The organism is Paenarthrobacter sp. NPDC090522, from assembly GCF_044769225.1.
Lineage (GTDB): Bacteria > Actinomycetota > Actinomycetes > Actinomycetales > Micrococcaceae > Arthrobacter.
The window spans coordinates 164,593-186,841 of record NZ_JBIVXL010000008.1 but is presented as its reverse complement, the minus strand read 5'-3'; the positions used below and the strand labels follow the sequence as shown (position 1 = coordinate 186,841).

The window sequence follows — 22,249 nt, the reverse complement described above, 5'->3', positions numbered from 1 at the left end:
GCTCCTAGCGGATGGGGTCGTGGACGGTCACGAGCTTGGTGCCGTCGGGGAAAGTGGCTTCGATCTGGACGTCGTGGATCATCTCGGGGACGCCTTCCATCACGTCCTCGCGGCGGAGCAATGTGGTTCCGTAACTCATGAGCTCGGCCACGGTCTTGCCATCGCGGGCACCCTCAATGAGTTCGTAGCTGATGATCGCGACTGCCTCGGGGTAGTTCAGCTTCAACCCGCGGGCCTGCCTGCGCCGGGCGAGATCGGCCGCCACAACGATCATGAGTTTTTCCTGCTCACGCGGCAAAAGATGCATAGGTTCTCCTTCAAACTTCCTGGTGCTGCGCAGACGGACGTCTGATCACTCGAGGCTGGAACAGCCGAGGACGTCGGGCGCTACTTCTCTTATAGCCCCAAACGTCTGACATATCTACTTGAGATCCCCGCCAACGAATTGCGACCAGCGTATGACTTGCAAAGTTTCGTCCGCGTTTCCTAGTCCTGCGGACCGGCCTTCGATTTCCCCTCGGCCCGGTGCTTCCGCACCTGCCAGATCACGAGAAGTACGACGGCGATGCCCGCGACTACCAGCGCGGCGCCACGGCCGAAGGTGCGGGCAACTTCCTCGTAGGAACTCCCCGCAAGGAAGCCGATGGTGACGAACAGGCTGCCCCAAACAATGCCGCCGGTAAAGTTCCACGTGGCGAAACGCCGGTAGGGCATTTGGCTCAAGCCGGCGAGAGCGGGCATGACGGCACGGAAAAACGCCGTGAAGCGTCCAAGGAAGACGGCCAGGCCGCCCCGCCGGGCGAGGAAGTCCTCTGCTTTTTGCAGTCGGGCACGCCGCTTGTCCAGAATCTTCATCCGCATGATCCGCGGTCCCAGGTGTTTCCCGATTTCGTATCCCACGGTGTCACCGAGGATGGCGGCAGATACCACCACCAGGATCATGACCCACAGCGGCAGGTCACCTTGGCTGGCGAAGACTCCGCCGATGACCGCGGCGGTTTCCCCGGGGATGACGAAGCCGATGAAGAGCGCATCCTCGGCGAAGACCAATGCGAAAACTACGCAGGCCACCACCAGGGGACTGGCGTGGAGGAGCCCCTCAAGCAGCGACTGCATGGCTCTGAGTGTGGCAGAAAACTATTCGCGTAGGGAGGGCGGAAGGCAGCAGTAAATTCTCCGGCAACCCATAGACAGCCTAATACATCACTAATATACTAATTGCGTATTTCACGCTACGAGCGTGACCAGCTCGATGAGGAGTTAAACAGCACATGCAGAAACTCGCACACCGGCTCGAACGCCTGGGCACCGAAACTGCTTTCAGCGTCGCGCAGGCCGCCGCTGCCTGGAAGGCGAAGGGCAACCTCGTCTACCCCTTCCACCTTGGCGATATCAACATCCCCACGGCCCCGCACATCATTGAAGCGATGAACAAGGCCATCGCCGATGGGTACACGGGCTACTGCCCGGGCCCGGGCATCCCGCAGCTGCGCGAAGCACTGGCCGAGGACATCGGATCCCGCCGTGGCATCGAATTCTCCCCCGAGAACGTGGTGGTCATGACCGGCGGCAAGCCCGTGATCACCAAGTTCCTGCAGGCCGTGATGAACCCCGGCGAGGAAGTCCTCTACCCCAATCCCGGCTTCCCCATCTACGAATCCCAGATCGAATACCTAGGCGGCACGGCCGTGCCCTACCGCTACGTGCCCACGTCCAAGGGCTTCGCGATCGACCTGGACCAGGTCCGCGCCTCGATCACCCCGAACACCACCGCGATCATCTACAACGACCTGCAGAACCCCATCTCGGCCGAATCCACCGCCGCCGAACGCGAAGCGATCGCCCAGATCGCGATCGAGCACGACCTCTGGGTCCTCTCCGACGAGGCCTACTTCGAGACCCGGTACGAGGGCGTCTCCTCCTCCATCACCTCCATCCCGGGCATGGCCGAGCGCACCGTGATCCTCTACACGTTCTCCAAGAAGTTCGCGATGACCGGCTCCCGGCTGGGCTGCGCCGTGGCCCCCAAGGAGATCGCCCAGGTCCTGTCCACGTTGAACACCAACGACGAATCCTGCACCACCCACTACGTCCAGTGGGCAGGCATCGAAGCGCTCCGCGGACCCCAGGAACCCGTCCAGGACATGCTGGACATCCTCAAAGGACGCCGCGACGCTGCCTGCGAGATCGTCAACACCATCCCCGGCATGAGCGTGGCCGTTCCGCAGTCCACGTTCTACCTGTTCCCTGACGTCACCGAAGCCATGGCCCGCCTGGGCTACACGGCCGTGGGCGATTTTGCCTCCGACGCCCTCTACAAGACCGGCGTGTCCTTCTGCACCCGCGAGCACTTCGGCCGGCGCCTGCCCGGCGAAGACCGCCAATACATCCGCCTGGCCTACTCCGGCATTGAAGTCCCCGCCATCCAAGAGGGCCTGGGCCGCCTGCGTGAATGGATCGCAAGCGCATGAGCCGCGTCGTCGTCACGGGACGCATCCCCGAAGCCGCCCTCGAAAACCTCCGCGCCAACCACGACGTCCTCGCCTGGGAAGGTGAAGGGTCCATCAGCCGCGAAGAACTCCTCCGCCGCGTCGCCGGAGCCGACGCCATCGTCAGCCTCCTCACCGAACGCGTCGACGCCGAACTGCTCGACGCCGCCGGGCCCCAGCTGAAGGTCGTCTCCAACGTCGCCGTGGGCTACGACAACATCGACGTCCCGGCCTGCACCGAACGCGGGATCACCGCCACCAACACCCCCGGCGTGCTCACCGAAGCCACCGCCGACATCGCGTTCGGACTCATCCTCATGGCCACCCGCCGGCTCGGCGAAGGCGAACGGCTCATCCGCGCCGGCCAGCCCTGGAAGTGGGGCATGTTCTTCCTGCTCGGCTCCAGCCTGCAAGGCAAAACCCTGGGCGTCGTGGGCATGGGCGGCATCGGTATCGCCACCGCGCGCCGCGCCAAGGCCTTCGGCATGGAAATCGTCTACCAATCCCGCAGCGAAATCGACCCCACCATCGCCGCCGAACTCGGCGCCCGCCGCGTCGAACTCGACGAGCTCCTGGCGATCTCCGACGTCGTTTCCCTGCACTGCCCGTACGGACCGACCACCCACCACCTCATCGGCGCCGAACAACTCGCCGCCATGAAGGACACCGCGTACCTGGTCAACACCGCACGCGGACCCATCATCGACGAAGCAGCCCTCGCCCTCGCCCTGCGCGAAGGCCAGATCGCCGGCGCCGGACTGGACGTCTTCGAACAAGAACCCAAAGTCCACCCCTGGCTCCTTGAGCTCGAAAACGTAGCCCTCGTCCCGCACCTGGGCTCCGCCACCGTCGAAACCCGCACCGCCATGGCCGTCCTCGCAGCCACCAACACCCTCGCCATCCTCGGCGGCGAACAACCACCCACACCCATCAACTAACCGACACAACAACAAAGCGGCGGGAGGGCAATGCCCACTCGCCGCTTTTGTTATTGGCCAACTGGTTCGCTGAACGGCTAGCTTTCAGGCAACTTACGGTCCAGGTAGTACGCAGAGAACACGAGTGCTGCCAGACCCAGCAGAACTCCTATGTAATAAAGCACCAGGCCCATGACACCCAAGTGCACTCCAAACACGCCGCTCAAGAGCAGGTGCAGACCGATACCAAGCAGGAGGAATGCCGCGGCGATGCGGCCAACTATTGCCCCCTTGGAGGTATGCGTTCCACGAGGAGTTCCCGCCACAAAGTCGGCAGTACTGAACCGCTCGCCCATGCTCTCCTGGAGGTTCGTTGCGTCGCGTATGTGCCGGGGAATTTCTGGCTCGGCAATCCCCTTCCTCCTCAGCGCATAGGCAATATTCCGTTTCACCGATGATTCCATGCTTACACTCCATTCCTGACGCCCTGCGGCTAGGCTACGTCCTTTATCCGGTTCCGCCACGCTCCGATAGCCCCCGGAACGATGATCCAAATTGCCGCGGAGGAAACCGCTGCCATTGCGTTTCCGCCTTCGGTCAGCACATTGGTCAGTGTGGCTGACTGGAGAAACGGAGTAGCCGTCCCGGCAAAGAGACCGATCAACGAGTCGAAGACGAACGACTGGAACAGGACGAACACAATAGCCAGCGGCGTTGATAGCAGTGCCGACGCGACGGCTGCACCGGCTATCGTTCCAACAACAGTCACACACGTCAGCAGCCAGAGACTCCTGACTACGTCTCCATAGACGACATCGGTTCCCGCCACCGCAGAGAGCGCCAAGGAACCCGCGAACGAGACCGCGCATACCGAGAGGATGATGCCGAGAGCAAAGGTCGACACAGCTATGTACTTGGCGATGAGCAGCAGTCCACGTCGCGGCTGGAGGACGAAGAACTTGATGACATCCCGATGTTGCCAATCGGATGTGACCGCCAGGATTGAAACGATCGGCGCACCTATTCCGGCAGGCAATGCCAACGCAGCCAGCATCATTGAGGTATCGATCGGCTCACCACGGGTGATAGACGTGCTGACAAACACAGCAACCATGAGAATGCCTAGAAACACCATGGATGCAAGGATCCATCTGGAGCTGCGGGTATTTGTCAGCTTTCGCAACTCAACATGAATGGCAACCACCATGGGATTCTTTGCTGGGGTGCGCAAGGTGTTCATTGCCCGTCCCTTCTTGGTGGGATGGCGACAAATTCTGGAGAAGTCAATTCTGAGTAGTAGTGCTCTAATGACACAGCGCGGCTTGGCTGCAACAGGCTAATTTGAAGGTTGTACCGCCAAAGTATCTCGCCAATACGGTCTGGGGTGGACTCGACCAGGAGAGGGCGTCCCTGAGTACTACCTTCATCTCTCAGGCTGATACCTTCAGCACGGAGGACTCGTTGGATGTCCAGTAATTGAGGGCCAGCAACCTCAGTAACATCGACACCACCGAGTTCGCGGATCGTCGAGTCCGAAATGACAGAACCCCGGTCAATGATCACCACCCGGTCAACGTACGATTCAAGCTCGTTCAGAAGGTGACTCGAAATGAGTACAGCGCCACCACCCGAGGCGAACGCACGGATCGATGACTTAAGCCATCTCATTCCCTCAACGTCCAAGCCGTTAGCGGGCTCATCAAGAACCAAATACTTGGGGTTGCCAAGCAAGGCGATGGCCAGGCTGAGCCGTTGGCGCATTCCCAGGGAAAGCGAGCGTACTTGCCTCCTGGCGGCGTTGGACAGACCGACGGATTGCACAACCTCGTCAACGCGCTGGAACGAGAGCCCCATCATGATGGCCGCCATACCCACAGTTTCTCGGACTGAACGACCCGGATGGTGGGCAGAAGGATCCAGAAGAAAACCGATCTCCGTCCCCGGATTTCTTAGGTCCTTAAAGTGGATTCCTTGGATGGCTATTGAGCCCCCATCCGGCCGGGTGAGACCGGCAATCATCCTTAGGGTCGTCGACTTACCTGATCCATTTGGCCCGACGAAGCCGGTGATCGTGCCAGGTTGACAGGAGAAGCTGACATTCCGGACGGCCTTGACTTTGCCGTAAGACTTCGAGACATTTTCCAGTTTCAGCGTCATCTGCGCGCACCCTGATCCATTTCAGAGATAGGTCCCATGGACCTGATTAGTGCCGACATCATATACATCAGAAAAAATAGTACAAAATCGATACCTATAAAGAACCAACAGTCTCCTTCATTCTGCGGCGGGGCGGCAGACAGGGCTATGGCATTGGAAAACAAGTGAAAGATGACACTGGGCCACAGGGACTGCCACCTGATCGCAAGAGTCTGCGCAAGCACCGCAAAGACGAGTCGGTCAAGAAACATCGACACGAATGGTGAAACGTGGAGCACCGAAAATGCGAGTGCGAACACAAAGACTACACCGATGCGGACGCCACTCGAACATTGCAAACGAGACAATAGAGATAGCGGCATCCCTCGAAAAATGATCTCTTCCAGCACTACAACTACTGGGGCAGTCAACGCCAGTGGTAGTTGACTTTCATGCAGTACATTCATCAGCACAAGCACCACGGCGCCGACAGCGACAAGTACTGCGTGTATCCGCCACTTCGTTTCACCAAGAGAACCGACCGTCAGCGGGTTGAAATGGAATCGGAAGTACCCGATGGCCATAGCTAGACCACCGACAATTCCTAGTGCGATAGGAACAATGAACTCATCGGCGACACCTGCCGCCCACAGTACGAGATACGAGAGAACCAGGCCCACGACCACAGTTCCGCTAAGTAGAGTGGCGACTGCGATGGCATTCGTGAATAGTCGCTTGATCATTCACCTCGCTTCAGAGCAGTTGCCGGCCGACTGGGCTTGCCAGCGAGTCCAGTCGGCCGACAACCCACTACCTACCAGCCGAAGAAGTATCGGCGCAGTTCGACGTAGAACTCCCACACGGCCCCACCAATGAACCAGTTGATGGTGCTTCGAATCCAGCCAGCCAAGCCGTTCCACCAGCCCACGAAAGCACCCCAGCCCCACTTGACTGCGTCCACCATCGCATTCCATACATAAGGTGCCGCCCACCGAATCCAGTCCAGGATCGGCTTGATATTTATCCGCTTCTGGGCGTCAGCCGCAGACGGATCAACGAACGAGTCCGGCGCCAATGCCGAAGCGGCCGCCGCCGCGACGTACGTTGCGCTTTGCGCCCCCACCACAGGAGTTGAGACGCCAATATTGGTCGCCACCGAGGAAACGCTTGAAATTGAAGCACTCCGAACGGCTGCCGGCGCTGACAGGAGAATTACTCCCGCCAACACGGCCGCAACCAGCCTTTTGCCATAATTGACCGTATTAGGTAAAAATTGAAGCAAACCCACTACCTCCCCAATCATCACACCCACCTTGGGCGTCTCATTAAAGTAAATTAAGGATCAAAATCCTGTCAATTTAAATTTGAAATTCTCTAAAAGGTGGGTAATTGGCAAATTTGATCAGCATTCTTACTGGACTGGTAAAAACCGCGTAATTCCGGGGTGCGGAAGCAGAAATCTGCCGCAAATGCACTGACCGACCGAAGACCATCAGCAGGCTTTATATTTGCCAGCCCTCCGATGGACTTAACGGCAAGGGGTCACCGGCAGTGACTGAGACCGATCTAGTCAGTGGCGGCCGACGACAGCGGCTAGGGCAATTGTCGCGGGCTTACAGGGTCCGTTTGAGCCCGTTCTGCAGTTGCTGAGACGGTCCTGCTGATCTTCTAGTTGGCACTAGGGCGCGTTCCAGGACCGCACCAAAGTAGTCTGAGAGAGCAAGCGTGCTCTCTGCCTCCACGTGGAAAAGGTCGAGAGACAGGAAGGTGATGATCAATTGGCTGGTTTCGTCATCAAGTACAACAGGCGTACTGGCGATCGGATCGTCAAGGAGTTTCCAGGACGGCTGGGGCACAGGGAAGCCCTCAAGCTCCGTCTGGAGCTCGAGCGGGAGCGCGAAAGCCGCGAGTGGGAGATCGTATCCCTTAACAGCGATTCCTTGGAAACTGTCAAGAAGACGCACTCCCGCTACTTCACGGGTCACCTCATCGGAGCCTAGTTATTCCTGCCCCGGGCCGCGACCTTCCACGTATCCGCAACGGCCCCGGCTTGGACAGCGAACACCTCGTCCACCAGGTTCATCGTCAGGCACACGTGGTTGGGGATCACCCGTAGGCGCTGGCCCAGCTCCGGCAGTTGCTCCGACTCAGGCCACACAACAGTCGCGTGGTGCTCGGAAAGAGCCGTGATCCGCGCCTCGGGGAACTCCGGCAGCCGCCCGTACCCCGTTGCCCAATCCGGCCGGTCGCTGCCAAGGATCTTGCTTCCCGCATCCACAACGACCCGGCGCACGTTTCCGCCGCTTGCCTCGTGCCGGCTCACCACGGTGGCCGCCACGGTGAGGGCAATGTCCTCCCACGAACACCGCTCCAGTTCCAACTGCTGGGCGTCGCCGAAAACGTAGACGCCCGGCCGCAGCTCCGTCGCGACGGTTTCCGAGTCGATGAGGGCAGTCGGAGTCGATCCCCCGCTGATGATCCGCACCTCGAACCCGGCTTCAGCCAAGGCGGTTGCGGCCGCGCCAAGCGCTTCGTTTTCGTTACTGGCCGCGCCCGTGGGCATACCCGGCTTGTAGCTGTGTCCCGGGAAAGTGAACACACCAGCCACAGTCAGTCCGGCCGCGGCGGCAGCCTTGGCCACATCCACCACTTCGCCGGGCAGAACGCCACTGCGGTGATGGCCACTGTCCACCTCGATCAGGACGTTGGTGTCCGGGGCATCCGCCCCCAACTGGGTGCCAAGTTGCGACGCGCTCTCCGCCGAATCCACGCCCACAGCAAGGGAGCATTTCGACGCGAGCTTCCGCAACCGCTCTGCATGAGAAGCCTCCACCCACAGTGGGTAGGCAATGAAGATGTCCGTTGCGCCGCCGTCGGCGAACACCTCGGCCTCGCCAATCGTCGCCACCGTGAGGCCCACCGCTCCGGCAGCGAGCTGCTTGGCGGCGATCTCCAGTGTTTTGTGTGTCTTGACGTGCGGCCTGAGCCGCAGCCCGCGTTTGAGCGTGCTTGCCGCCATGCGTTCGATGTTCCGATCGAGGATATCGACGTCGATCAGGACGGCGGGCGTGACAACTTCAGCAGGGACAAACTGGTTCATCCCTCGACAGTAACGCTTACGGCGCGGACTGCCGGACGCGCAGGGAGAACGCCGCCTCGGGCTGCTCCACGGCGCCGCCCTTGCCCTCGATCCGCTGGATCAACAGGTCGACGGCGCGCTCCGCGATTTCCGTACGGCCCGGCGCCACGGTGGTGAGTGACGGCGAGGAGAAGCGGGCCTCGTCGATGTCGTCGAAGCCGGCAACGGCAATCTCTTCCGGAACCTTCATGCCCCGCACCAACAGCGCGTGCAGCGCGCCCAAGGCAACGGCGTCGTTCAATCCGAAGACGGCATCGAAGTCCACGCCGCTGTCCAGCAAGCGTCCGATCGCCTCCGCGCCGCCGTCCCGCCGCCAATCGCAGGGCACCACCAGGGCGGGGTCATATTCCACCCCGGCGGCAGCGAGCGCAGCCTTGTACCCGGTGAGGCGGAGGCCTCCGGTACCGGTGGTATCGCCGTCGTGCGCTCCCAAAACGGCAAGACGACGGCGGCCGGCCGAGAGCAGGTGGGTGGTGACCGCCGCTGCCGCGTCGAGGTTTCGGATGAGGACCATATCCAGCCGGGGATCCTGGACGAACTCGCCGAGGAGGACCAAGGGCTTCTTGCCCGCGGACTCGATGATCTGGTCCGCGTCCAAGGCCAGCGGGATGAACAGCAGGCCGTCGGTGAGGCTGCGGAACTGGCCCTGGAGTGCCGCCCGCTCGTGGCTCGCCTCGTTGCCGGACTGTTCCACCAGCACCCGGTACCCTCGCTGCCATGCGGCCTTCATGACGTCGCTGGCCAGCTCGGCGTAATAGGGAATGTTGAGGTCGGCCAGGACCAGGCCCAGCATGCTCGTCTTGCCGGAACGGAGGCTGCGGGCAGTCAGGTTGGCCTCGTAGCCGAGCTCATCGATGGCATCCAGGACGCGTTGCTTGGTAGTGGGACGGATGAACTCGTAGTTGTTGATGACGTTGGAGACCGTCTTGAGGGAAACGCCGGCAGCCCGCGCGACGTCGTTCATGGTGACGGCCAAATGTCACTCCTTCAGTTTGGGTTCGAGTGTTGCAGATGCACGGAATAGTTGGGATACATCCTAGGAAACTGTGCCTACCCGCGCGTAACGGTTTAGGCTGTAAGAAATGCTCGGCTGTCTAGCGATTGCCGGGCGCCGGCGATCGTCAAGGCGCGGGACATGGGCTTCGACAGCAATGAACCTGAGCAGAGCCGGGGGCTCCAAGCAGTGCTGACAGCCGGAAGCATCAGTACCGAATCCCTATGGCTGCATTACGTCAGTGTCGGCGGGTCCATGGGCGAACTCGAAGTCGAGGCGTACCTGCAAGGCCTTCTCTCCGTACCTGCGTTCCAGCGCGACATCCTGGCGTTCGCGGCCAACGAGCTGTGGGACAGCCCCGCGGGACCACACGCCCCCTACACCGATGAACTTGGTCCCTTTACGCCGGAAGAGCCCCTGACCCCGTAGCTGTCACACACCGCTCATACCCCTGCAACGAGCCTGCAACATGAATGCGAGAGGCTGGGCCAAGAGCCAAAGAAGCCAGCCGAGGGGAGCAACCATGGGCATCGCAAACACAGACCTTTTCCAGGCGCTGAAGACACAGGCCAGCTTGGCGCAGGCTTTCGGCACATTGCCGGGCAGCGAAGCCGAGCCGCACGCCCTGAACGCAGGGGAACATATCGAGGCCTGGCACAACGGCCGCCTTTTCCACCGGGGCGTGGTGGTGAAAACAGTCGCGGGCACGGGACTGTTCTGGCTGCAGGATGAGGGCGGGAACCGGAGGCTCCTGGACATGGAGTCCGTGGACGTAGTCCCAGCCGGCAGCCCGGCCCCGGTCCCCGTTGAGGAACCGGAGCCAGTCACCGGGGCCACCGTCACGCCCATCTCGATCTTCCCCATCTTCCAGGATGGCTCGCAGGCGATCGCCTAGTGTCCGCCTAGCCCAGCTGCAGGCGGATCATGCTCCAGCTGACCGCCGGCAGTTCAGCGGTGAGTTTGCCGCCGTCGAGCTTTGCACTCACGTTTTCCGACGGCAGGACCGAGGTTGAATCGTCTGCCGTCGCCTGCCAGTACGGGTCCTTGTTCGCGTAGGTCACCGCTTCGATGACCTTGCTTGCCCCGAGGCTTCCGACGGCGGCAGCCAAGGTGAGCGAATCCGTCGTCGAGCGGTTGACGGCGAAGACTACGGCTTCGTTGGCCTCGGCGTCGAGCGTCGCCACGGCCGACAGCGCTGAGAAGCCTGACGTCTTGTCACTGTCCAGCAGCGGGGACTCGACGGCGAGGTTCAGCACGGTGCCCGAGGCATGCCGCGAGGTGAGCGCAAACGGGTGGAACGTGGTCTGCCTCCAGGAACGGCCACCCGGCTCGGTCATGATCGGGGCGATGACGTTGACCAACTGCGCGAGGCTGGCCGCGTGGACGCGGTCCGTGTTGCGCAGGAGGGTGATGAGGAGGTCGCCCACCACCACGGCATCGGCAACGGTATAGCGATCCTCCAGCAGCACGGGAGCCACGGGCCAGTCATCTCCGGTGGGCGCCTTCGATTCGTCACGGGACATGTGCCACACGTTCCACTCGTCGAACGAGATGTTGACCTGCTTTTCGGACTTCAGTACCGACTTCACGTGGTCGATGTGGGACGTGAGGTCCTTGATGAAGGCTTCCATCCGGTGGCCCGCCGAGAGGTGTTCCTGGAGGTCCCCGAAGTCCTCGAAATACTGGTGCGCGGAGATAAGGTCCACGAGCTCGTAGGTCTCGTTGAGGACTACGCGCTCCCATTCGCCGAAGGTGGGCATGCTCGGGGCAGAACTGCCACAGGCCACGAGTTCCAGGTCCGGGTTGACCATGCGCATGGCCCGCGCCGTTTCGGCGGCCACCCGCGCGTACTCCCCCGCCTTCTTGTGGCCGATCTGCCAAAAGCCGTCCATCTCGTTGCCCAAGCACCACATGGTGATGTTGTGGGGCTCGACGGCGCCATTGGCCTTGCGCTGTTCGGAGAGGGCCGTTCCACCCTTGATGTTGGAGTACTCCAGGAGATCCAAGGCTTCCTGGGTCCCCCGCGTGCCGAGGTTGACGGCCATCATGGGCTCGACGCCGGCCTTCGCTGACCACTTTGCGAACTCATCCACGCCCACCAAGTTGGGGTCCGTGGAGTGCCAGGCGAGGTCCAACCGTGCGGGGCGCTGGTCCTTGGGGCCGACGCCGTCCTCCCAGCGGTAGCCGGAGACGAAGTTGCCGCCCGGGTAGCGGACCGTTGAGACACCGAGCTCCTTGGTGAGTTCAAGGACATCCGCGCGGAATCCGTCTTCATCTGCGGTGGGATGCTCCGGCTCGAAGATGCCCGTGTACACGCAGCGGCCCAGGTGCTCAACAAAGGCCCCGAAGGACTTCCTCCTCACGGGGCCTACGACGAACGCGGGGTCAAGGGTGATTTTGGCAGTGGGGTTTTCTGGGGTTTCCAAGCGGGGTGTCCTTTTGAGTTCAGGTCTGCTGTTTGCTGGTTTACAACGTTGTAGAAACTATGCTGCGGGTGCCTTGGGGTGCGCGTCAAGGGTTTGGGCTCCTGCGAGGGAAAAGAAAACCCCGGGACCACGTGGTCCCGGGGTTTTCGGAGGGTGGGCCCTGTGGGGATCGAACCCACGACCCACGGATTAAAAGTCCGATGCTCTACCAACTGAGCTAAAGGCCCTCCAGCTGTCTAAACAGCCATGAATACTGTACCCCACAGCACGCGGGGCAGTAGAACGCAGTAACCTCGCGTACCGCCGCCACCCACTTTGGGCAGCGCACGACGGCGGTGCGCGGCCAGGGCGGCGTGTCGGCCCACCATCGGCGGCAAAGCAGGTCGCAGCGGTACTCCCAGCCGACCGCGGAACCTCGCGTACCGTAACGACCCACTTTGGGCAGCGCACGACGGCGGCGCGCGGCCAGCGTACCGTGACGACCCACTTTGGGCAGCGCACGACGGCGGTGCGCGGCAAGGGCGGCGTGTCGGCCCACCGTCGGCGGCAAAGCAGGTCGCAGCGGTACACCCACCCGACAGCGGAACCTCGCGTGCCGCCGCCACCCACTTTGGGCAGCGCACGACGGCGGCGCGCGGCCAGGGCGGCGTGTCGGCCCACCATCGGCGGCAAAGTAGGTCGCAGCAGTACACCCACCCGACTGCGGAACCTCGCGTACCGCCGCCACCCACTTTGGGCAGCGCACAACGGCGGTGCGCGGCGAGGGCGGCGTGTCGGCCCACCGTCGGCGGCAAAGTAGGTCGCAGCGGTTCTCCCACCCGACTGTGGAACCTCGTGTACCGTGACGACCCACTTTGAGCAGCGCACGACGGCGGTGCGCGGCCACGGCGGCGTGTCGGCCCACCATCGGCGGCAAAGTAGGTCGCAGCGGCACGCCCACGCAGCCCAAGCAGCCCCAGCCAACCGTTACTCGACCGCGTCAGGGCACAGGAGTACGGTGAACTCATGAGCGAACAGCCAGGACCACGCGCATACGGCGGAGCCAACAGGCACCACAAACCCAAGCCCTTCGCGCCCATAGATTTCGAACCGTTCGCCGGTGGCGCCGACCCCGCCCGCGTCTCGGAAGCCGCCCACCTCGCGGCCCAGGCGCTGGTCAGGCGTGGCCGCGACAGCGACGACCCCAAAGTCACGCGCAGGCTGGTCAAACTCGCCGACGAACAGGGCCTCGACGCCATCGCCGAGATGTGGGCCGAAAGCCCGGCGCGCTCACTGCCCGGCGCACTGTGGCGGCTCTACGCACTCCGGGCCGCGACCATCCAGAACCCCGAACGCATCTCCGTCTACTTCCGGGCCGGCCGGGACACGGCGCAGGTTTCCAACGTTGTGGCAGGCGCAGCCGAACCACCAGGCGCCGATGAAATGAAGACCATGGCGGACGCCATTTTGTCCGGAGCGTTCGACGGCGATTTCGACGTCGCGCTGGAACGTTCCGCCGCGTTTTGCCGGGTGGTGGCACTCGGCCAGGCGACGCTTGCCGATGGTGCCGAGCACAGCAACGAGGGTCACGCCAGCAAGCTGACCCGCAATTCCCATCAACTCGTGAAGACCGCGGAAGACCTGGAACACGCAGCAAATGCTTGGCGTTTGGGCGAACTCGATTAGCGATGGAACAGCCAACACAGGGGCCGGAAGTTACCCACTTCCGGCCCCTGCTGTCAATGTTGACTTAGCTCCGGCTACGTAGAAAACTGAAGTTGGTGTCGAACCGCGAAACCCCCGGGCTTCAACTTATAGCCGCTTCGAGCGGCCTACCGCCGAGAGGCGTATCCGGTTCGGCACCATTTTTATGCCCTACTTCAGGGTGATCTTCGTTTCCGCTTGTTCCTTCTTGTCGTGATCCAGCTTCCCGTCAGCACCCGCCGGCGTCATGGTTGCTGAGACCTCGGCTTCCTTACCCGCTGTGTAGGCGAAGTTCTCGGCAATGTTGAAGGACTCCCCCGGGGCCAACTTGAACGGGGCCTCTTCCTTCAGCTTGATGCCCGAGCTGGTCAGCCCATGCTTCTTGAACTGGTCGCTGCTGGAATCCGAGGGCATGCCACCCAGGTACTTCCAGTCCGTGTACTTGGCGTTCGGCGTGATGAGCGAGTGGCTCAGGGGAATCTCCGCCGAGGAAGTGTTGGTCACTACGTAGTTCACGTAAACCACGGGAGCGCCCTTCTTCAGCAGGTTCTCCTTGGTGTCCTTGTCCACGAACATGCTGTCCTTGGAGGCAACGTCCGTGGCCACCTGGTAGATGTCCACACTGAAGCTCTCGCCCTTGATGCTGCCGAGCTTGTCTCCCGCGTCCGAAATCGGGAGGGCCCAGGACGCGGCTTTGTAGGCGCCCGAAGAGGCACCATCAGCGGAGGCAGAGGCAGACGGCGAGGCAGACGCAGAAGCCGACGACGAGGAGGACGACGACGGTTCGGAACCTGCCGCCGTCGTGCTTGTACCGCCGCCGCAGGCACTCAAGGCCAGCATTCCGGCAAAGGCGATGCCGGTGATCTTCACTACATTGTTGATACGCACAATTCCCCCATTGAGTTGATTAATTCGGTAACGTCACTAGATTTCCATAAAACGCGGGGGAGTTGCCATGGGGAGAAGTGCCCGCGTGTCGGCAATCCGGGAAAGCCACATAACACGGCAGAGCCCTGCGTACAGGTAAAGTTGTGACCGAAACGGGAAGCGTCAAGTCAAGCTGCCCGCCGCCCATCCGACCCCCGACCGGAAGCGACATGAAGCTGCGCCTTTTCCCCCAGGAGCCTGCCGGGCTGGTACTTCTCGCGCAGATGGCCGGTGTCATTGTGACGGCAACGGGTACGCTCTCGGAGATCCTCGGCGCACCCGCCAGCGAGCACGAGCGGCTCAGTGAGGAACTGCACGAGCACGAGTCCAAGTCGTTGGACCTGCACTTTGCGCTCCTGACGCACATGCGCACCAGCTTTGTGAACCCGCTCCCCCGCGAGGACATGTACACGCTGTCCCGCCACCTCAACGAGGCCATGGAAAAGCTTGACGCTGTCGGTGAACTCGTGGCGCTGTACAAACTGGACCGCCTGCCCAAGCGGGCCGCCGACCAGCTGGAAATCATCAGCCGGCAGGCCGAGCTCACCGTTGATGCCATGCGCAAGCTCGAGGACCTGGACGAACTCGAGGACTACTGGATCGAAATCCTGCGGCTTGCCAAGCGGGCCGAGCGGACGCACCGGACCTGGGTAGCCGAGATGCTCAAGGACATGAAGTCCACCCAGTACGCCCGGCACCGGGACATCGCCAACGAACTGGTGGAAGTCACCAAGGACATGCGGAAGATCGCTACGCAGGTAGGCAGCATCATCGTCAAGGAATCATGACGTGACCACTGCCATCCTGGTCCTCGTGGTGGGCTTGGCCGCAGGATTCGCGTTCCTGAACGGCTTCCGTGACGTCTCGAACGCCGTAGCGCTTTCCACCAGGACGCGTGCCCTCACGCCGTCCATTGCCGTGCTCCTGGCGGTCATTTTCAACTTCGTCGGAGCCATGCTGAGCGGCAGCTTCGTGCTCTCGTTTACCCAGGACTGGATCACCCTGCCCTCCGGCACCAGTGGTTTGACCATGCTCGCTTCCGCCCTGGCCGCAGCAATCCTCTGGGGCGTCTATGCCTGGTGGCGGGGCATTCCTCTGTCTTCCACGAACTCGCTCATGGGCGGCTTGATCGGGGCCGGGGCTGCGAGTGTCCTGGTGGGCGGCAACTTCATCGACGGCGTGGACTCCGTACTGATCACACAGGTAGTGCTCCCGCTGCTGGTGTCCCCCGTGATCGCGTTCGTTGCCGCTTACCTGCTGGTGTGGCCGGTGACGTGGGCCGCCCGTTACGCCCAGCCCAATGTCATCAACCGGCGGTTCCGCCGGGCACAGGCAGTGTCCTCAGCGGCGGTTGCGTTCGGCCACGGCCTGCAGGACGGACAACGCACGACGGCGGTACTCCTCCTGGCGCTGGTGGCGGCGGGACTCGAATCCGGCGCGGGAGTACCCTTCTGGATCCTCCTCGTCACGGCCCTCATGCTGACGGCCGGAACACTGTTCGGGGGCTGGCGGATCTCGCACAACCTCGGGTACAGGATGATCCGGATCGACCCGCTGCGGGGCTTCGTCGCGCAAACCCTGACGTCGGTGATGCTGTTTGTCGGCGCGATCGGCCTGCACTTCCCGTTGTCCACCACGCACACCCTCACGGCCTCGGCCCTGGGGGCGGGAACCAACCAGCGCTTCCACGTGACCAACCGCCGGCTGGTGCGCCGGATCCTCCTTTTCTGGCTGGTCACCCCGATCATCACGGCGGCCGTGGCTTTCATCCTCGAGCTGGCCTTCTCACCCCTCGCGGACCTCTAAACCCCTCACCCAACTGGGTCGCATTTGTGCGCGTTTTGAGGGCTCAAAACGCGCACAAATGCGACTTAGTTGGGTACAAAAAGCGACGGCGGCCGTACCCCCAAGGCGACGGCCGCCGTCGTAATTCGCCGGTTCCCCCCATGGAAGCCGGAGCCTGCCGAACCCTTATCCGAAGCGGCCGGACACGTAGTCCTCGGTGGCCTTCTGGGACGGGTTGTTGAAGATGGACGTGGTGTCGGCGAACTCGATGAGCTTGCCCGGCTTGCCCGTGCCGGCGATGTTGAAGAACGCGGTCTTGTCAGAGACGCGGGCCGCCTGCTGCATGTTGTGGGTCACGATCACCACGGTGTACTGGTCCTTGAGCTCGTTGATGAGGTCTTCAACGGCCAGGGTGGAGATGGGGTCCAAGGCGGAGCACGGCTCGTCCATGAGGATCACCTGGGGCTCAACGGCGATGGCGCGGGCGATGCACAGACGCTGCTGCTGGCCACCGGAAAGGCCGGATCCGGGCTTGTCCAGGCGGTCCTTGACTTCGTTCCAAAGGTTGGCGCCCACCAGGGACTTCTCAACCAGAGCGTCGGCCGCACCCTTGGAGATCTTCTTGTTGTTCAGCTTCACGCCGGCCAGCACGTTGTCCCGGATGGACATGGTGGGGAACGGGTTGGGGCGCTGGAAGACCATGCCAACCTGGGTCCGGACGGTGACGGGATCCACGCCGGGGCCATAGAGGTTGTCGCCGTCGAGCAGGACTTCACCCTCAACACGGGCACCCGGAAGGACCTCGTGCATGCGGTTCAGGGTGCGCAGGAAGGTGGACTTGCCACAGCCGGACGGGCCGATGAAGGCCGTGACGGACTTGGCTTCGATGTTGATGTTGACGCCTTCAACGGCAAGGAAGTTGCCGTAGTAGACATTCAAGTCTTTGACGTCGATGCGCTTGGACATGGTGTTCCTTTGTTCCTTGGGGGTCTGGAAGTTTTTGACGTAGCAGCGTCGGAGCTGCCGGCCCGGCTAGCGTCCTGTTTTCGGAGCGAAGATGCGGGCGATAAGGCGTGCTCCGAGGTTCAGGAGCATCACCAGGATGATCAGCACCAGGGCGGCGCCCCAAGCACGCTGGTCCGAGGGGCCAGGGTTGGACGGCGACGTCGGGTTGAGGATCTGCGTGTAGATGAACGTGGGGAGGGAGGCCATCCAGCCGCCGAACACGTTGTTGTTGATGGTGGTGGCGAAGCCGGCGGTGACCAGGATCGGCGCGGTTTCACCGATCACGCGGGCGATTGCCAAGGTGACGCCGGACGCGATGCCGGAGATCGCCGTCGGAATGACCACCTTCACGATGGTGCGCCACTTGCGGACGCCCAGCGCGTAGGACGCTTCGCGGAGCTCGTTCGGGACGATCTTGAGCATTTCCTCGCTGGAGCGGACAACCACCGGGATCATGAGGACGGAAAGCGCGACGGCGGCTACCGCACCGGTCTTGGTTCCGGGCCCCACGATGGCGAAGAAGAACGCTGCTGCGAAGAGGCCTGCCACGATGGACGGGATGCCGGTCATGACGTCCACGAAGAACGTGATGGCGCGGGCCAGCGGGCGGTCGTTGCCGTACTCCACCAGGTAGATCGCGGTCAGCAGCCCAACGGGCACCGAGATGACGGTGGCCAGCAGGGTGATCTGGATGGTGCCGAGCAGCGCGTGGTAGATACCGCCGAGGACCTTGCCGCCCTCTTCCACTGCCTTGTTGTCGAAGGCGCCGGTCACGCCATTCATGGAGGTGCCAAGGAAGCCGGGGGTGACCAGGCCGGGAATGCCGTTGACCAGCACCGTCCAGATGACGGAGACCAGTGGCAGGAGTGCGATCAGGAAGGCACCGACCACCAGGCAGGTGGCCAGCTTGTCCTTGGCCTTGCGGGCACCTTCAACTGCGCCGCTCCAGGCGACCAGACCTACGGTGAACAGGATGGCCGAGACCAATCCCCAGCCGAAGGCGTTGAAGCCGATGAGTGCCAGGATGGCGGCACCAAGGATCAGGGCGACGGCCAGGACGATGTAGGGCGCGAACTTGGGCAGTTGGCCCTTGGTGAGCGCTGAGCGCTTGCGGACTACTGTGGCGGTCATTTAGTTGGCTCCCGAGAATTCTTTGTGCTTGCTGATGATCCAGCGGGCGATCATGTTCACGCCAAGGGTGATGACGAACAGCACCAGGCCGGCGGCGATCAGCGTGTTCACCTTGATGCCGCTGGCTTCGGGGAAGTTCAGGGCAATCTCGGCGGCGATGGTCTGGTTGCCGGACTGGATCAGGCTCGCGGTCAGCACACCGGAGGAAAGCACCAGGGCTACCGCCATGGTTTCACCAAGCGCGCGGCCCAGTCCCAGCATGATCGCGCTGATGATGCCCGGACGGCCGAAGGGCAGCACGGCCATCTTGATCATTTCCCAGCGGGTGGCTCCCAGTGCCAGGGCGGCTTCCTCGTGCAGCTTGGGGGTCTGCAGGAAGATTTCGCGGGAGAGGGAGGTAATGATCGGCAAGACCATGACGGACAGGACGATGCCTGCGGTCAGGATGGTCTTGCCCGTAGCGGAGGCGGGGCCTTGGAAGAGCGGGATCCAGCCCAGGTTGTTGGCCAGCCAGTCGTAGGCCGGGGAGATTTCCTTGGCCAGGAACGCCGCACCCCAGGCACCGTAGACAACGGACGGGATGGCAGCGAGCAGGTCCACCACGTAGCCCAGACCCGAAGCGAGCCGGCGGGGTGCGTAGTGCGAGATGAACAGTGCCACGCCAATGGCCACGGGGGTGGCAATGACGAGGGCGATCACGGCGGCGATCAGCGTGCCCACCACGATCGGGGCGATGTAGGCAAAGAAGCCGTGCCCGCCTTGGATGTTCTCCGGCGGAGCGACGAGCGCCGGGATGGCCTGAACCACAAGGAACAACGCGACTCCGAAGAGAACCGCGAGAATCAGGCACCCTGCGGCCATGGCGGCCCCGGAGAAAACCTTGTCCCCGGCGCGGCCTGCGCCTTGGGAGGTTGTCAGGGAGTTGGTGGTCACTTCACGATCCTTCAGTCTGGAGTGAACTGGTATTACATGGCTAAGTTCCCTGCCCCGGCCAGCGGCGCTTCGGCCACCGGCAAGCGGGACAGGGAACTTCGATGTTCAGCCGGGTTCGGTCAAAACCCGCCGGGAAACCCTAGGACTTGGCCTTGATGGTTTCGATGGCGGCCTTGGCCTTGTCCTGCAGCGTCTTGGAGAGCGGTGCGGACTTTGCGGCGTCAGCGGCGGTCTTCTGACCCTCGTCGGAGACGACGTAGGTTTCGAAGGCCTTGACCAGGTCAGCAACAGCCTTGGTTTCGTAGGTGGTGCACACCACGTGGTAGGAAACGAGCACCACCGGGTAGGCGCCGGAAACAGTGGTCTTGCGGTCCAGCTTGATGGCAACGTCGTTGGTGGCACGGCCGTCAACGGGCTTGCCGGCTTCGACAGCCTTGGCGGCGGCGTCAGCGGAGATCTTCACGAACTCTTCGCCAACCTTGATGGAAGCGGTGCCCAGCTTGCCGGAGACAGCGGAGTCGTCGGCGTAGGTCACGGCACCGGCGGTGTCGGTAACGGTCTTGACCACACCGGAGGTGCCCTTGGCGTTCTCGCCCTTTAGGGATGCGGGCCAAACGCCTGCAGCCTTGTCGGTCCATACCTCGGGAGCAGCTGCTGCGAGGTAGTCGGTGAAGTTGGAGGTGGTGCCGGAGTCGTCAGAGCGGTTGACCGGGGTGACCTTGAGGTCCGGCAGGGTGACGCCGGCGTTCAGGGCTGCGATGGCGGGATCGTTCCAGTTGGTGATCTGGCCGCGGAAGATCTTGGCAACCGTGGTGGCGTCAAGCTTCAGGTCGGTGATGCCCGGGACGTTGAAGGCAACGGCGATCGGGGAGATGTAGACCGGGATGTTGATGGCACCCTCGGGGCCGCACTTGGCCTTGGAAGCCTCAAGCTCGTCGTCCTTGAGGTAGGCGTCGGAACCGGCGAACTGGGCCGAGCCGTCGATGATGGCCTTGCGGCCTGCGCCGGAACCATCCGGGGAGTACTGAACAGTGGCACCCTGGTTGGCGGTAGCGAAGCCGGCCTTCCAGGAATCCATTGCAGCGCCGGTGGAGGAAGCGCCGATGCCGGTCAGGGTGCCGGTAACCTTGGTGCCCGAAGCGGCCGACTGGGTGCCCGCAGTGGTACCGGTTGCGTTGTCCGAACCACAAGCGGTGAGCGCGAGCGCGCCAGCTGCGATGACCGCGATAGCCGCGTTGCGGCCGAAGTGAGTTGCCTTCACTTGAATGTGCCCCTTCCAGGGATTTTCAGATGCTGCCGAACGGAGATTCCGGCGTGAGTGATCTATGGACCTTTTATGTGCCTTTATTGAAGGTAAGGAGCGCAGGTAACGGGACCTGTGGGGAAAAGTGAACGGGAAGTGAACGACGGCGGACCATTGGGTTATGTGGCGCGCGCCACCTTGAGCGTGACGTGGGTCGCGGTTCGGTGGGTGCGGGACCGCGATGCGAACCCGCGGCCGGGCAGTCCGGAGGCAGTCCGGCAAATAGACTGGAGGACATGGCCGCTTCGAAGGGACTCTCCGTAAGCAAGAGGTTTGTCCGTACCCGCTTGCGGACGGGACTCGTCCGGAGCCGGACTTCCCTGGTACCGGCAGTCCAGATGACGGTCTGCGCGGTGGGCGCCTACGCCTTCGCCGAATATGTGCTTGGCCACCAAGGTCCCCTGTTTGCCGCGACCTCTTCGTTGATAGCCCTGGGCTTCTCCCGCGATCCGCGCCTGCGCCGCGTGATCGAGGTGGGCCTGGGCTGCACCTTGGGCATCGTGGTTGGCGACCTCCTGCTCCACTGGCTGGGCGCCGGAATCTGGCAGGCCGCCGTCGTCCTTCTTTTCTCCATCCTGCTGGCCAGGTTCCTGGACAGCGGCACGATCTTCACCACGCAGCTGGGGTTGCAGTCGCTGCTGGTGGTGCTGCTGCCGGCACCTGCCGGCGGACCGTTCACGCGCAGCCTGGATGCCGTGGTGGGCGGCGTGGCCGCCTTGCTGGTGACCATCCTGGTCCCGAAGGATCCGCGCCAGGAGCCCAGGAAGGACGTCCAGAAAATCCTGCACGAGCTCGCCGAGATCCTGCGCGAGTGCGCCAAGGCGATGCTGGACAGTGACTCGACAACCGCCTGGCATGCCTTGATCCGGGGCCGCAATTGCCAGCCGCTGGTGGATCGGATGCGGCAGACCCTGCGGGCATCAGGCGAGGTGGCCACGCTCGCTCCTGCCCACCGCCGGCACCGGGACGAACTCGCCAGCTTGGAACATTCCCTGGAATACATCGACCTCGCACTGCGTAACAGCCGGGTCTTCGCCCGCCGGCTGACCAGCGCCATCAACCACGCTGCGGTCTCTGACGAAGCCATCGACAGCATCTCGGAAGTCCTCATGGAGACTGCCGCTGCGGTGGACGAACTGACCATCGGGCTCTCGGAGCAGAGCGAAGGAACGCGTCGGGCCCATGTGCGCCGTGCCCGGTCCGACCTGACCATGATCGCTTCACGGCTCCACCCCAAGATGCTGGACGTGCACCGGCTGGAGGGCGAAACCGTGGTGATGCTGTTCCGGCCGCTCATGGTGGACCTGCTGGAAGCGAGCGGATTGGAACCCGAGGAGGCCCGCGCGGTCCTCCCTCCGTTGTAGGGTCCTCCCAGCAAAGA

24 protein-coding genes and 1 tRNA gene are annotated in these 22,249 nt (G+C 62.7%); 9 read left to right on the top strand and 16 right to left on the bottom strand.

The genetic code is table 11. The features are described from left to right. Positions 1–4 precede the first annotated feature (4 nt). Both ACIQT2_RS12595 and ACIQT2_RS12590 read right to left on the bottom strand, forming a co-directional pair. The gene (locus ACIQT2_RS12595; RefSeq protein ID WP_284977070.1) at positions 5–307 is read right to left on the bottom strand and encodes an urease subunit gamma; all 303 of its coding nucleotides are present in this window, start codon (positions 305–307) and stop codon (positions 5–7) included. A gap of 179 nt (positions 308–486) precedes the next feature. Then, a complete protein-coding gene (locus ACIQT2_RS12590; protein WP_402946783.1) occupies positions 487–1,116 on the bottom strand; it encodes a DedA family protein in 630 nt (209 codons plus the stop codon). Between the two features lie 155 nt (positions 1,117–1,271). Here ACIQT2_RS12590 and ACIQT2_RS12585 point away from each other — a divergent pair, with 155 nt between their 5' ends. Both ACIQT2_RS12585 and ACIQT2_RS12580 read left to right on the top strand, forming a co-directional pair. Further along, a complete protein-coding gene (locus ACIQT2_RS12585) occupies positions 1,272–2,471 on the top strand; it encodes a pyridoxal phosphate-dependent aminotransferase (protein ID WP_402946781.1) in 1,200 nt (399 codons plus the stop codon). Continuing rightward, a complete protein-coding gene (locus ACIQT2_RS12580; RefSeq protein WP_402946779.1) occupies positions 2,468–3,427 on the top strand; it encodes a 2-hydroxyacid dehydrogenase in 960 nt (319 codons plus the stop codon). The genes ACIQT2_RS12585 and ACIQT2_RS12580 overlap by 4 nt, the downstream gene beginning before the upstream one ends. Positions 3,428–3,504: 77 nt before the next feature. Here the strand turns inward: ACIQT2_RS12580 and ACIQT2_RS12575 are convergent, their stop codons facing one another. From ACIQT2_RS12575 to ACIQT2_RS12555, 5 genes are all read right to left on the bottom strand, one after another. Then, positions 3,505–3,870, bottom strand: a complete 366-nt coding sequence (locus ACIQT2_RS12575; protein WP_402946777.1) for a hypothetical protein — start codon at positions 3,868–3,870, stop codon at positions 3,505–3,507. A gap of 29 nt (positions 3,871–3,899) precedes the next feature. Next, a complete protein-coding gene (locus ACIQT2_RS12570; protein WP_402946775.1) occupies positions 3,900–4,646 on the bottom strand; it encodes a hypothetical protein in 747 nt (248 codons plus the stop codon). Continuing rightward, positions 4,643–5,563, bottom strand: a complete 921-nt coding sequence (locus ACIQT2_RS12565; protein WP_402946773.1) for an ABC transporter ATP-binding protein — start codon at positions 5,561–5,563, stop codon at positions 4,643–4,645. The genes ACIQT2_RS12570 and ACIQT2_RS12565 overlap by 4 nt, the downstream gene beginning before the upstream one ends. After that, on the bottom strand, positions 5,560–6,285 hold the full coding sequence (locus ACIQT2_RS12560; RefSeq protein WP_402946772.1) for a CPBP family intramembrane glutamic endopeptidase: 726 nt from the start codon (positions 6,283–6,285) through the stop codon (positions 5,560–5,562). Before ACIQT2_RS12560 ends, ACIQT2_RS12565 begins: the two co-directional genes overlap by 4 nt. A 71-nt stretch (positions 6,286–6,356) precedes the next feature. After that, positions 6,357–6,698, bottom strand: a complete 342-nt coding sequence (locus ACIQT2_RS12555) for a hypothetical protein (protein WP_402946770.1) — start codon at positions 6,696–6,698, stop codon at positions 6,357–6,359. Between the two features lie 622 nt (positions 6,699–7,320). On the opposite strand from ACIQT2_RS12555, the gene ACIQT2_RS12550 reads away from it, so the two are divergent. Then, complete coding sequence (locus ACIQT2_RS12550; RefSeq protein ID WP_400335246.1) at positions 7,321–7,542, top strand: hypothetical protein; 222 nt, start codon at positions 7,321–7,323, stop codon at positions 7,540–7,542. On the opposite strand, the gene ACIQT2_RS12545 is transcribed toward ACIQT2_RS12550, so the two are convergent. Both ACIQT2_RS12545 and ACIQT2_RS12540 read right to left on the bottom strand, forming a co-directional pair. Beyond that, positions 7,539–8,642, bottom strand: a complete 1,104-nt coding sequence (locus tag ACIQT2_RS12545; RefSeq protein WP_402946769.1) for a D-TA family PLP-dependent enzyme — start codon at positions 8,640–8,642, stop codon at positions 7,539–7,541. The two genes, ACIQT2_RS12550 and ACIQT2_RS12545, sit on opposite strands and share 4 nt — an antisense overlap. A 16-nt stretch (positions 8,643–8,658) precedes the next feature. After that, positions 8,659–9,657 (bottom strand): LacI family DNA-binding transcriptional regulator, encoded by a 999-nt coding sequence (locus tag ACIQT2_RS12540; RefSeq protein ID WP_402946768.1) that lies wholly within the window; start codon positions 9,655–9,657, stop codon positions 8,659–8,661. Between the two features lie 159 nt (positions 9,658–9,816). On the opposite strand from ACIQT2_RS12540, the gene ACIQT2_RS12535 reads away from it, so the two are divergent. After that, on the top strand, positions 9,817–10,104 hold the full coding sequence (locus tag ACIQT2_RS12535) for a hypothetical protein (protein WP_402946767.1): 288 nt from the start codon (positions 9,817–9,819) through the stop codon (positions 10,102–10,104). A gap of 94 nt (positions 10,105–10,198) precedes the next feature. Then, positions 10,199–10,570 (top strand): hypothetical protein, encoded by a 372-nt coding sequence (locus ACIQT2_RS12530; RefSeq protein WP_400335238.1) that lies wholly within the window; start codon positions 10,199–10,201, stop codon positions 10,568–10,570. Positions 10,571–10,577: 7 nt separating this feature from the next. Here ACIQT2_RS12530 and ACIQT2_RS12525 read toward each other — a convergent pair whose 3' ends face one another. Together ACIQT2_RS12525 and ACIQT2_RS12520 are read right to left on the bottom strand one after the other, a co-directional pair. Further along, on the bottom strand, positions 10,578–12,101 hold the full coding sequence (locus ACIQT2_RS12525; protein WP_402946766.1) for an alpha-N-arabinofuranosidase: 1,524 nt from the start codon (positions 12,099–12,101) through the stop codon (positions 10,578–10,580). 154 nt (positions 12,102–12,255) lie between these two features. Further along, a tRNA-Lys gene (locus ACIQT2_RS12520) sits at positions 12,256–12,328 on the bottom strand. 778 nt (positions 12,329–13,106) lie between these two features. On the opposite strand from ACIQT2_RS12520, the gene ACIQT2_RS12515 reads away from it, so the two are divergent. After that, entirely contained in the window at positions 13,107–13,766 is a 660-nt protein-coding gene (locus ACIQT2_RS12515) for a hypothetical protein (protein WP_400269924.1), read from the top strand. A gap of 189 nt (positions 13,767–13,955) precedes the next feature. Here the strand turns inward: ACIQT2_RS12515 and ACIQT2_RS12510 are convergent, their stop codons facing one another. After that, a complete protein-coding gene (locus tag ACIQT2_RS12510) occupies positions 13,956–14,672 on the bottom strand; it encodes a hypothetical protein (RefSeq protein ID WP_402946765.1) in 717 nt (238 codons plus the stop codon). 209 nt (positions 14,673–14,881) lie between these two features. On the opposite strand from ACIQT2_RS12510, the gene ACIQT2_RS12505 reads away from it, so the two are divergent. Further along, a complete protein-coding gene (locus ACIQT2_RS12505; protein ID WP_400335232.1) occupies positions 14,882–15,499 on the top strand; it encodes a DUF47 domain-containing protein in 618 nt (205 codons plus the stop codon). A gap of 1 nt (position 15,500) precedes the next feature. Then, the gene (locus tag ACIQT2_RS12500) at positions 15,501–16,517 is read left to right on the top strand and encodes an anion permease (RefSeq protein ID WP_402946764.1); all 1,017 of its coding nucleotides are present in this window, start codon (positions 15,501–15,503) and stop codon (positions 16,515–16,517) included. A 165-nt stretch (positions 16,518–16,682) separates the two neighbouring features. Here the strand turns inward: ACIQT2_RS12500 and pstB are convergent, their stop codons facing one another. From pstB to pstS, 4 genes are all read right to left on the bottom strand, one after another. Next, positions 16,683–17,462, bottom strand: a complete 780-nt coding sequence (pstB, locus tag ACIQT2_RS12495; RefSeq protein WP_387438981.1) for a phosphate ABC transporter ATP-binding protein PstB — start codon at positions 17,460–17,462, stop codon at positions 16,683–16,685. A 66-nt stretch (positions 17,463–17,528) separates the two neighbouring features. Next, entirely contained in the window at positions 17,529–18,632 is a 1,104-nt protein-coding gene (gene pstA / locus ACIQT2_RS12490) for a phosphate ABC transporter permease PstA (RefSeq protein ID WP_400335228.1), read from the bottom strand. Then, positions 18,633–19,565 carry a phosphate ABC transporter permease subunit PstC gene (gene pstC, locus ACIQT2_RS12485; protein WP_397325382.1) on the bottom strand — a complete coding sequence of 311 codons (933 nt, stop codon included), beginning with the start codon at positions 19,563–19,565 and terminating at the stop codon, positions 18,633–18,635. A gap of 139 nt (positions 19,566–19,704) precedes the next feature. Further along, positions 19,705–20,826 (bottom strand): phosphate ABC transporter substrate-binding protein PstS, encoded by a 1,122-nt coding sequence (pstS, locus tag ACIQT2_RS12480; protein ID WP_400335225.1) that lies wholly within the window; start codon positions 20,824–20,826, stop codon positions 19,705–19,707. A gap of 278 nt (positions 20,827–21,104) precedes the next feature. Between pstS and ACIQT2_RS12475 the strand changes: the two genes are divergently transcribed. Continuing rightward, the gene (locus tag ACIQT2_RS12475; RefSeq protein ID WP_402946763.1) at positions 21,105–22,232 is read left to right on the top strand and encodes an aromatic acid exporter family protein; all 1,128 of its coding nucleotides are present in this window, start codon (positions 21,105–21,107) and stop codon (positions 22,230–22,232) included. Positions 22,233–22,249: the final 17 nt, after the last annotated feature.

Coding starts and splice junctions, on each gene's coding strand:
- ACIQT2_RS12565 (WP_402946773.1), bottom strand. CDS start 5,563: ATGACGCTGAAACTGGAAAATGTCTCGAAGTCTTACGGCAAAGTCAAG.
- ACIQT2_RS12560 (WP_402946772.1), bottom strand. CDS start 6,285: ATGATCAAGCGACTATTCACGAATGCCATCGCAGTCGCCACTCTACTT.
- ACIQT2_RS12530 (WP_400335238.1), top strand. CDS start 10,199: ATGGGCATCGCAAACACAGACCTTTTCCAGGCGCTGAAGACACAGGCC.
- pstB (WP_387438981.1), bottom strand. CDS start 17,462: ATGTCCAAGCGCATCGACGTCAAAGACTTGAATGTCTACTACGGCAAC.
- ACIQT2_RS12505 (WP_400335232.1), top strand. CDS start 14,882: ATGAAGCTGCGCCTTTTCCCCCAGGAGCCTGCCGGGCTGGTACTTCTC.
- ACIQT2_RS12545 (WP_402946769.1), bottom strand. CDS start 8,642: ATGAACCAGTTTGTCCCTGCTGAAGTTGTCACGCCCGCCGTCCTGATC.
- ACIQT2_RS12595 (WP_284977070.1), bottom strand. CDS start 307: ATGCATCTTTTGCCGCGTGAGCAGGAAAAACTCATGATCGTTGTGGCG.
- ACIQT2_RS12580 (WP_402946779.1), top strand. CDS start 2,468: ATGAGCCGCGTCGTCGTCACGGGACGCATCCCCGAAGCCGCCCTCGAA.
- ACIQT2_RS12475 (WP_402946763.1), top strand. CDS start 21,105: ATGGCCGCTTCGAAGGGACTCTCCGTAAGCAAGAGGTTTGTCCGTACC.
- ACIQT2_RS12535 (WP_402946767.1), top strand. CDS start 9,817: ATGGGCTTCGACAGCAATGAACCTGAGCAGAGCCGGGGGCTCCAAGCA.
- ACIQT2_RS12570 (WP_402946775.1), bottom strand. CDS start 4,646: ATGAACACCTTGCGCACCCCAGCAAAGAATCCCATGGTGGTTGCCATT.
- ACIQT2_RS12515 (WP_400269924.1), top strand. CDS start 13,107: ATGAGCGAACAGCCAGGACCACGCGCATACGGCGGAGCCAACAGGCAC.
- pstA (WP_400335228.1), bottom strand. CDS start 18,632: ATGACCGCCACAGTAGTCCGCAAGCGCTCAGCGCTCACCAAGGGCCAA.
- ACIQT2_RS12575 (WP_402946777.1), bottom strand. CDS start 3,870: ATGGAATCATCGGTGAAACGGAATATTGCCTATGCGCTGAGGAGGAAG.
- ACIQT2_RS12590 (WP_402946783.1), bottom strand. CDS start 1,116: ATGCAGTCGCTGCTTGAGGGGCTCCTCCACGCCAGTCCCCTGGTGGTG.
- ACIQT2_RS12585 (WP_402946781.1), top strand. CDS start 1,272: ATGCAGAAACTCGCACACCGGCTCGAACGCCTGGGCACCGAAACTGCT.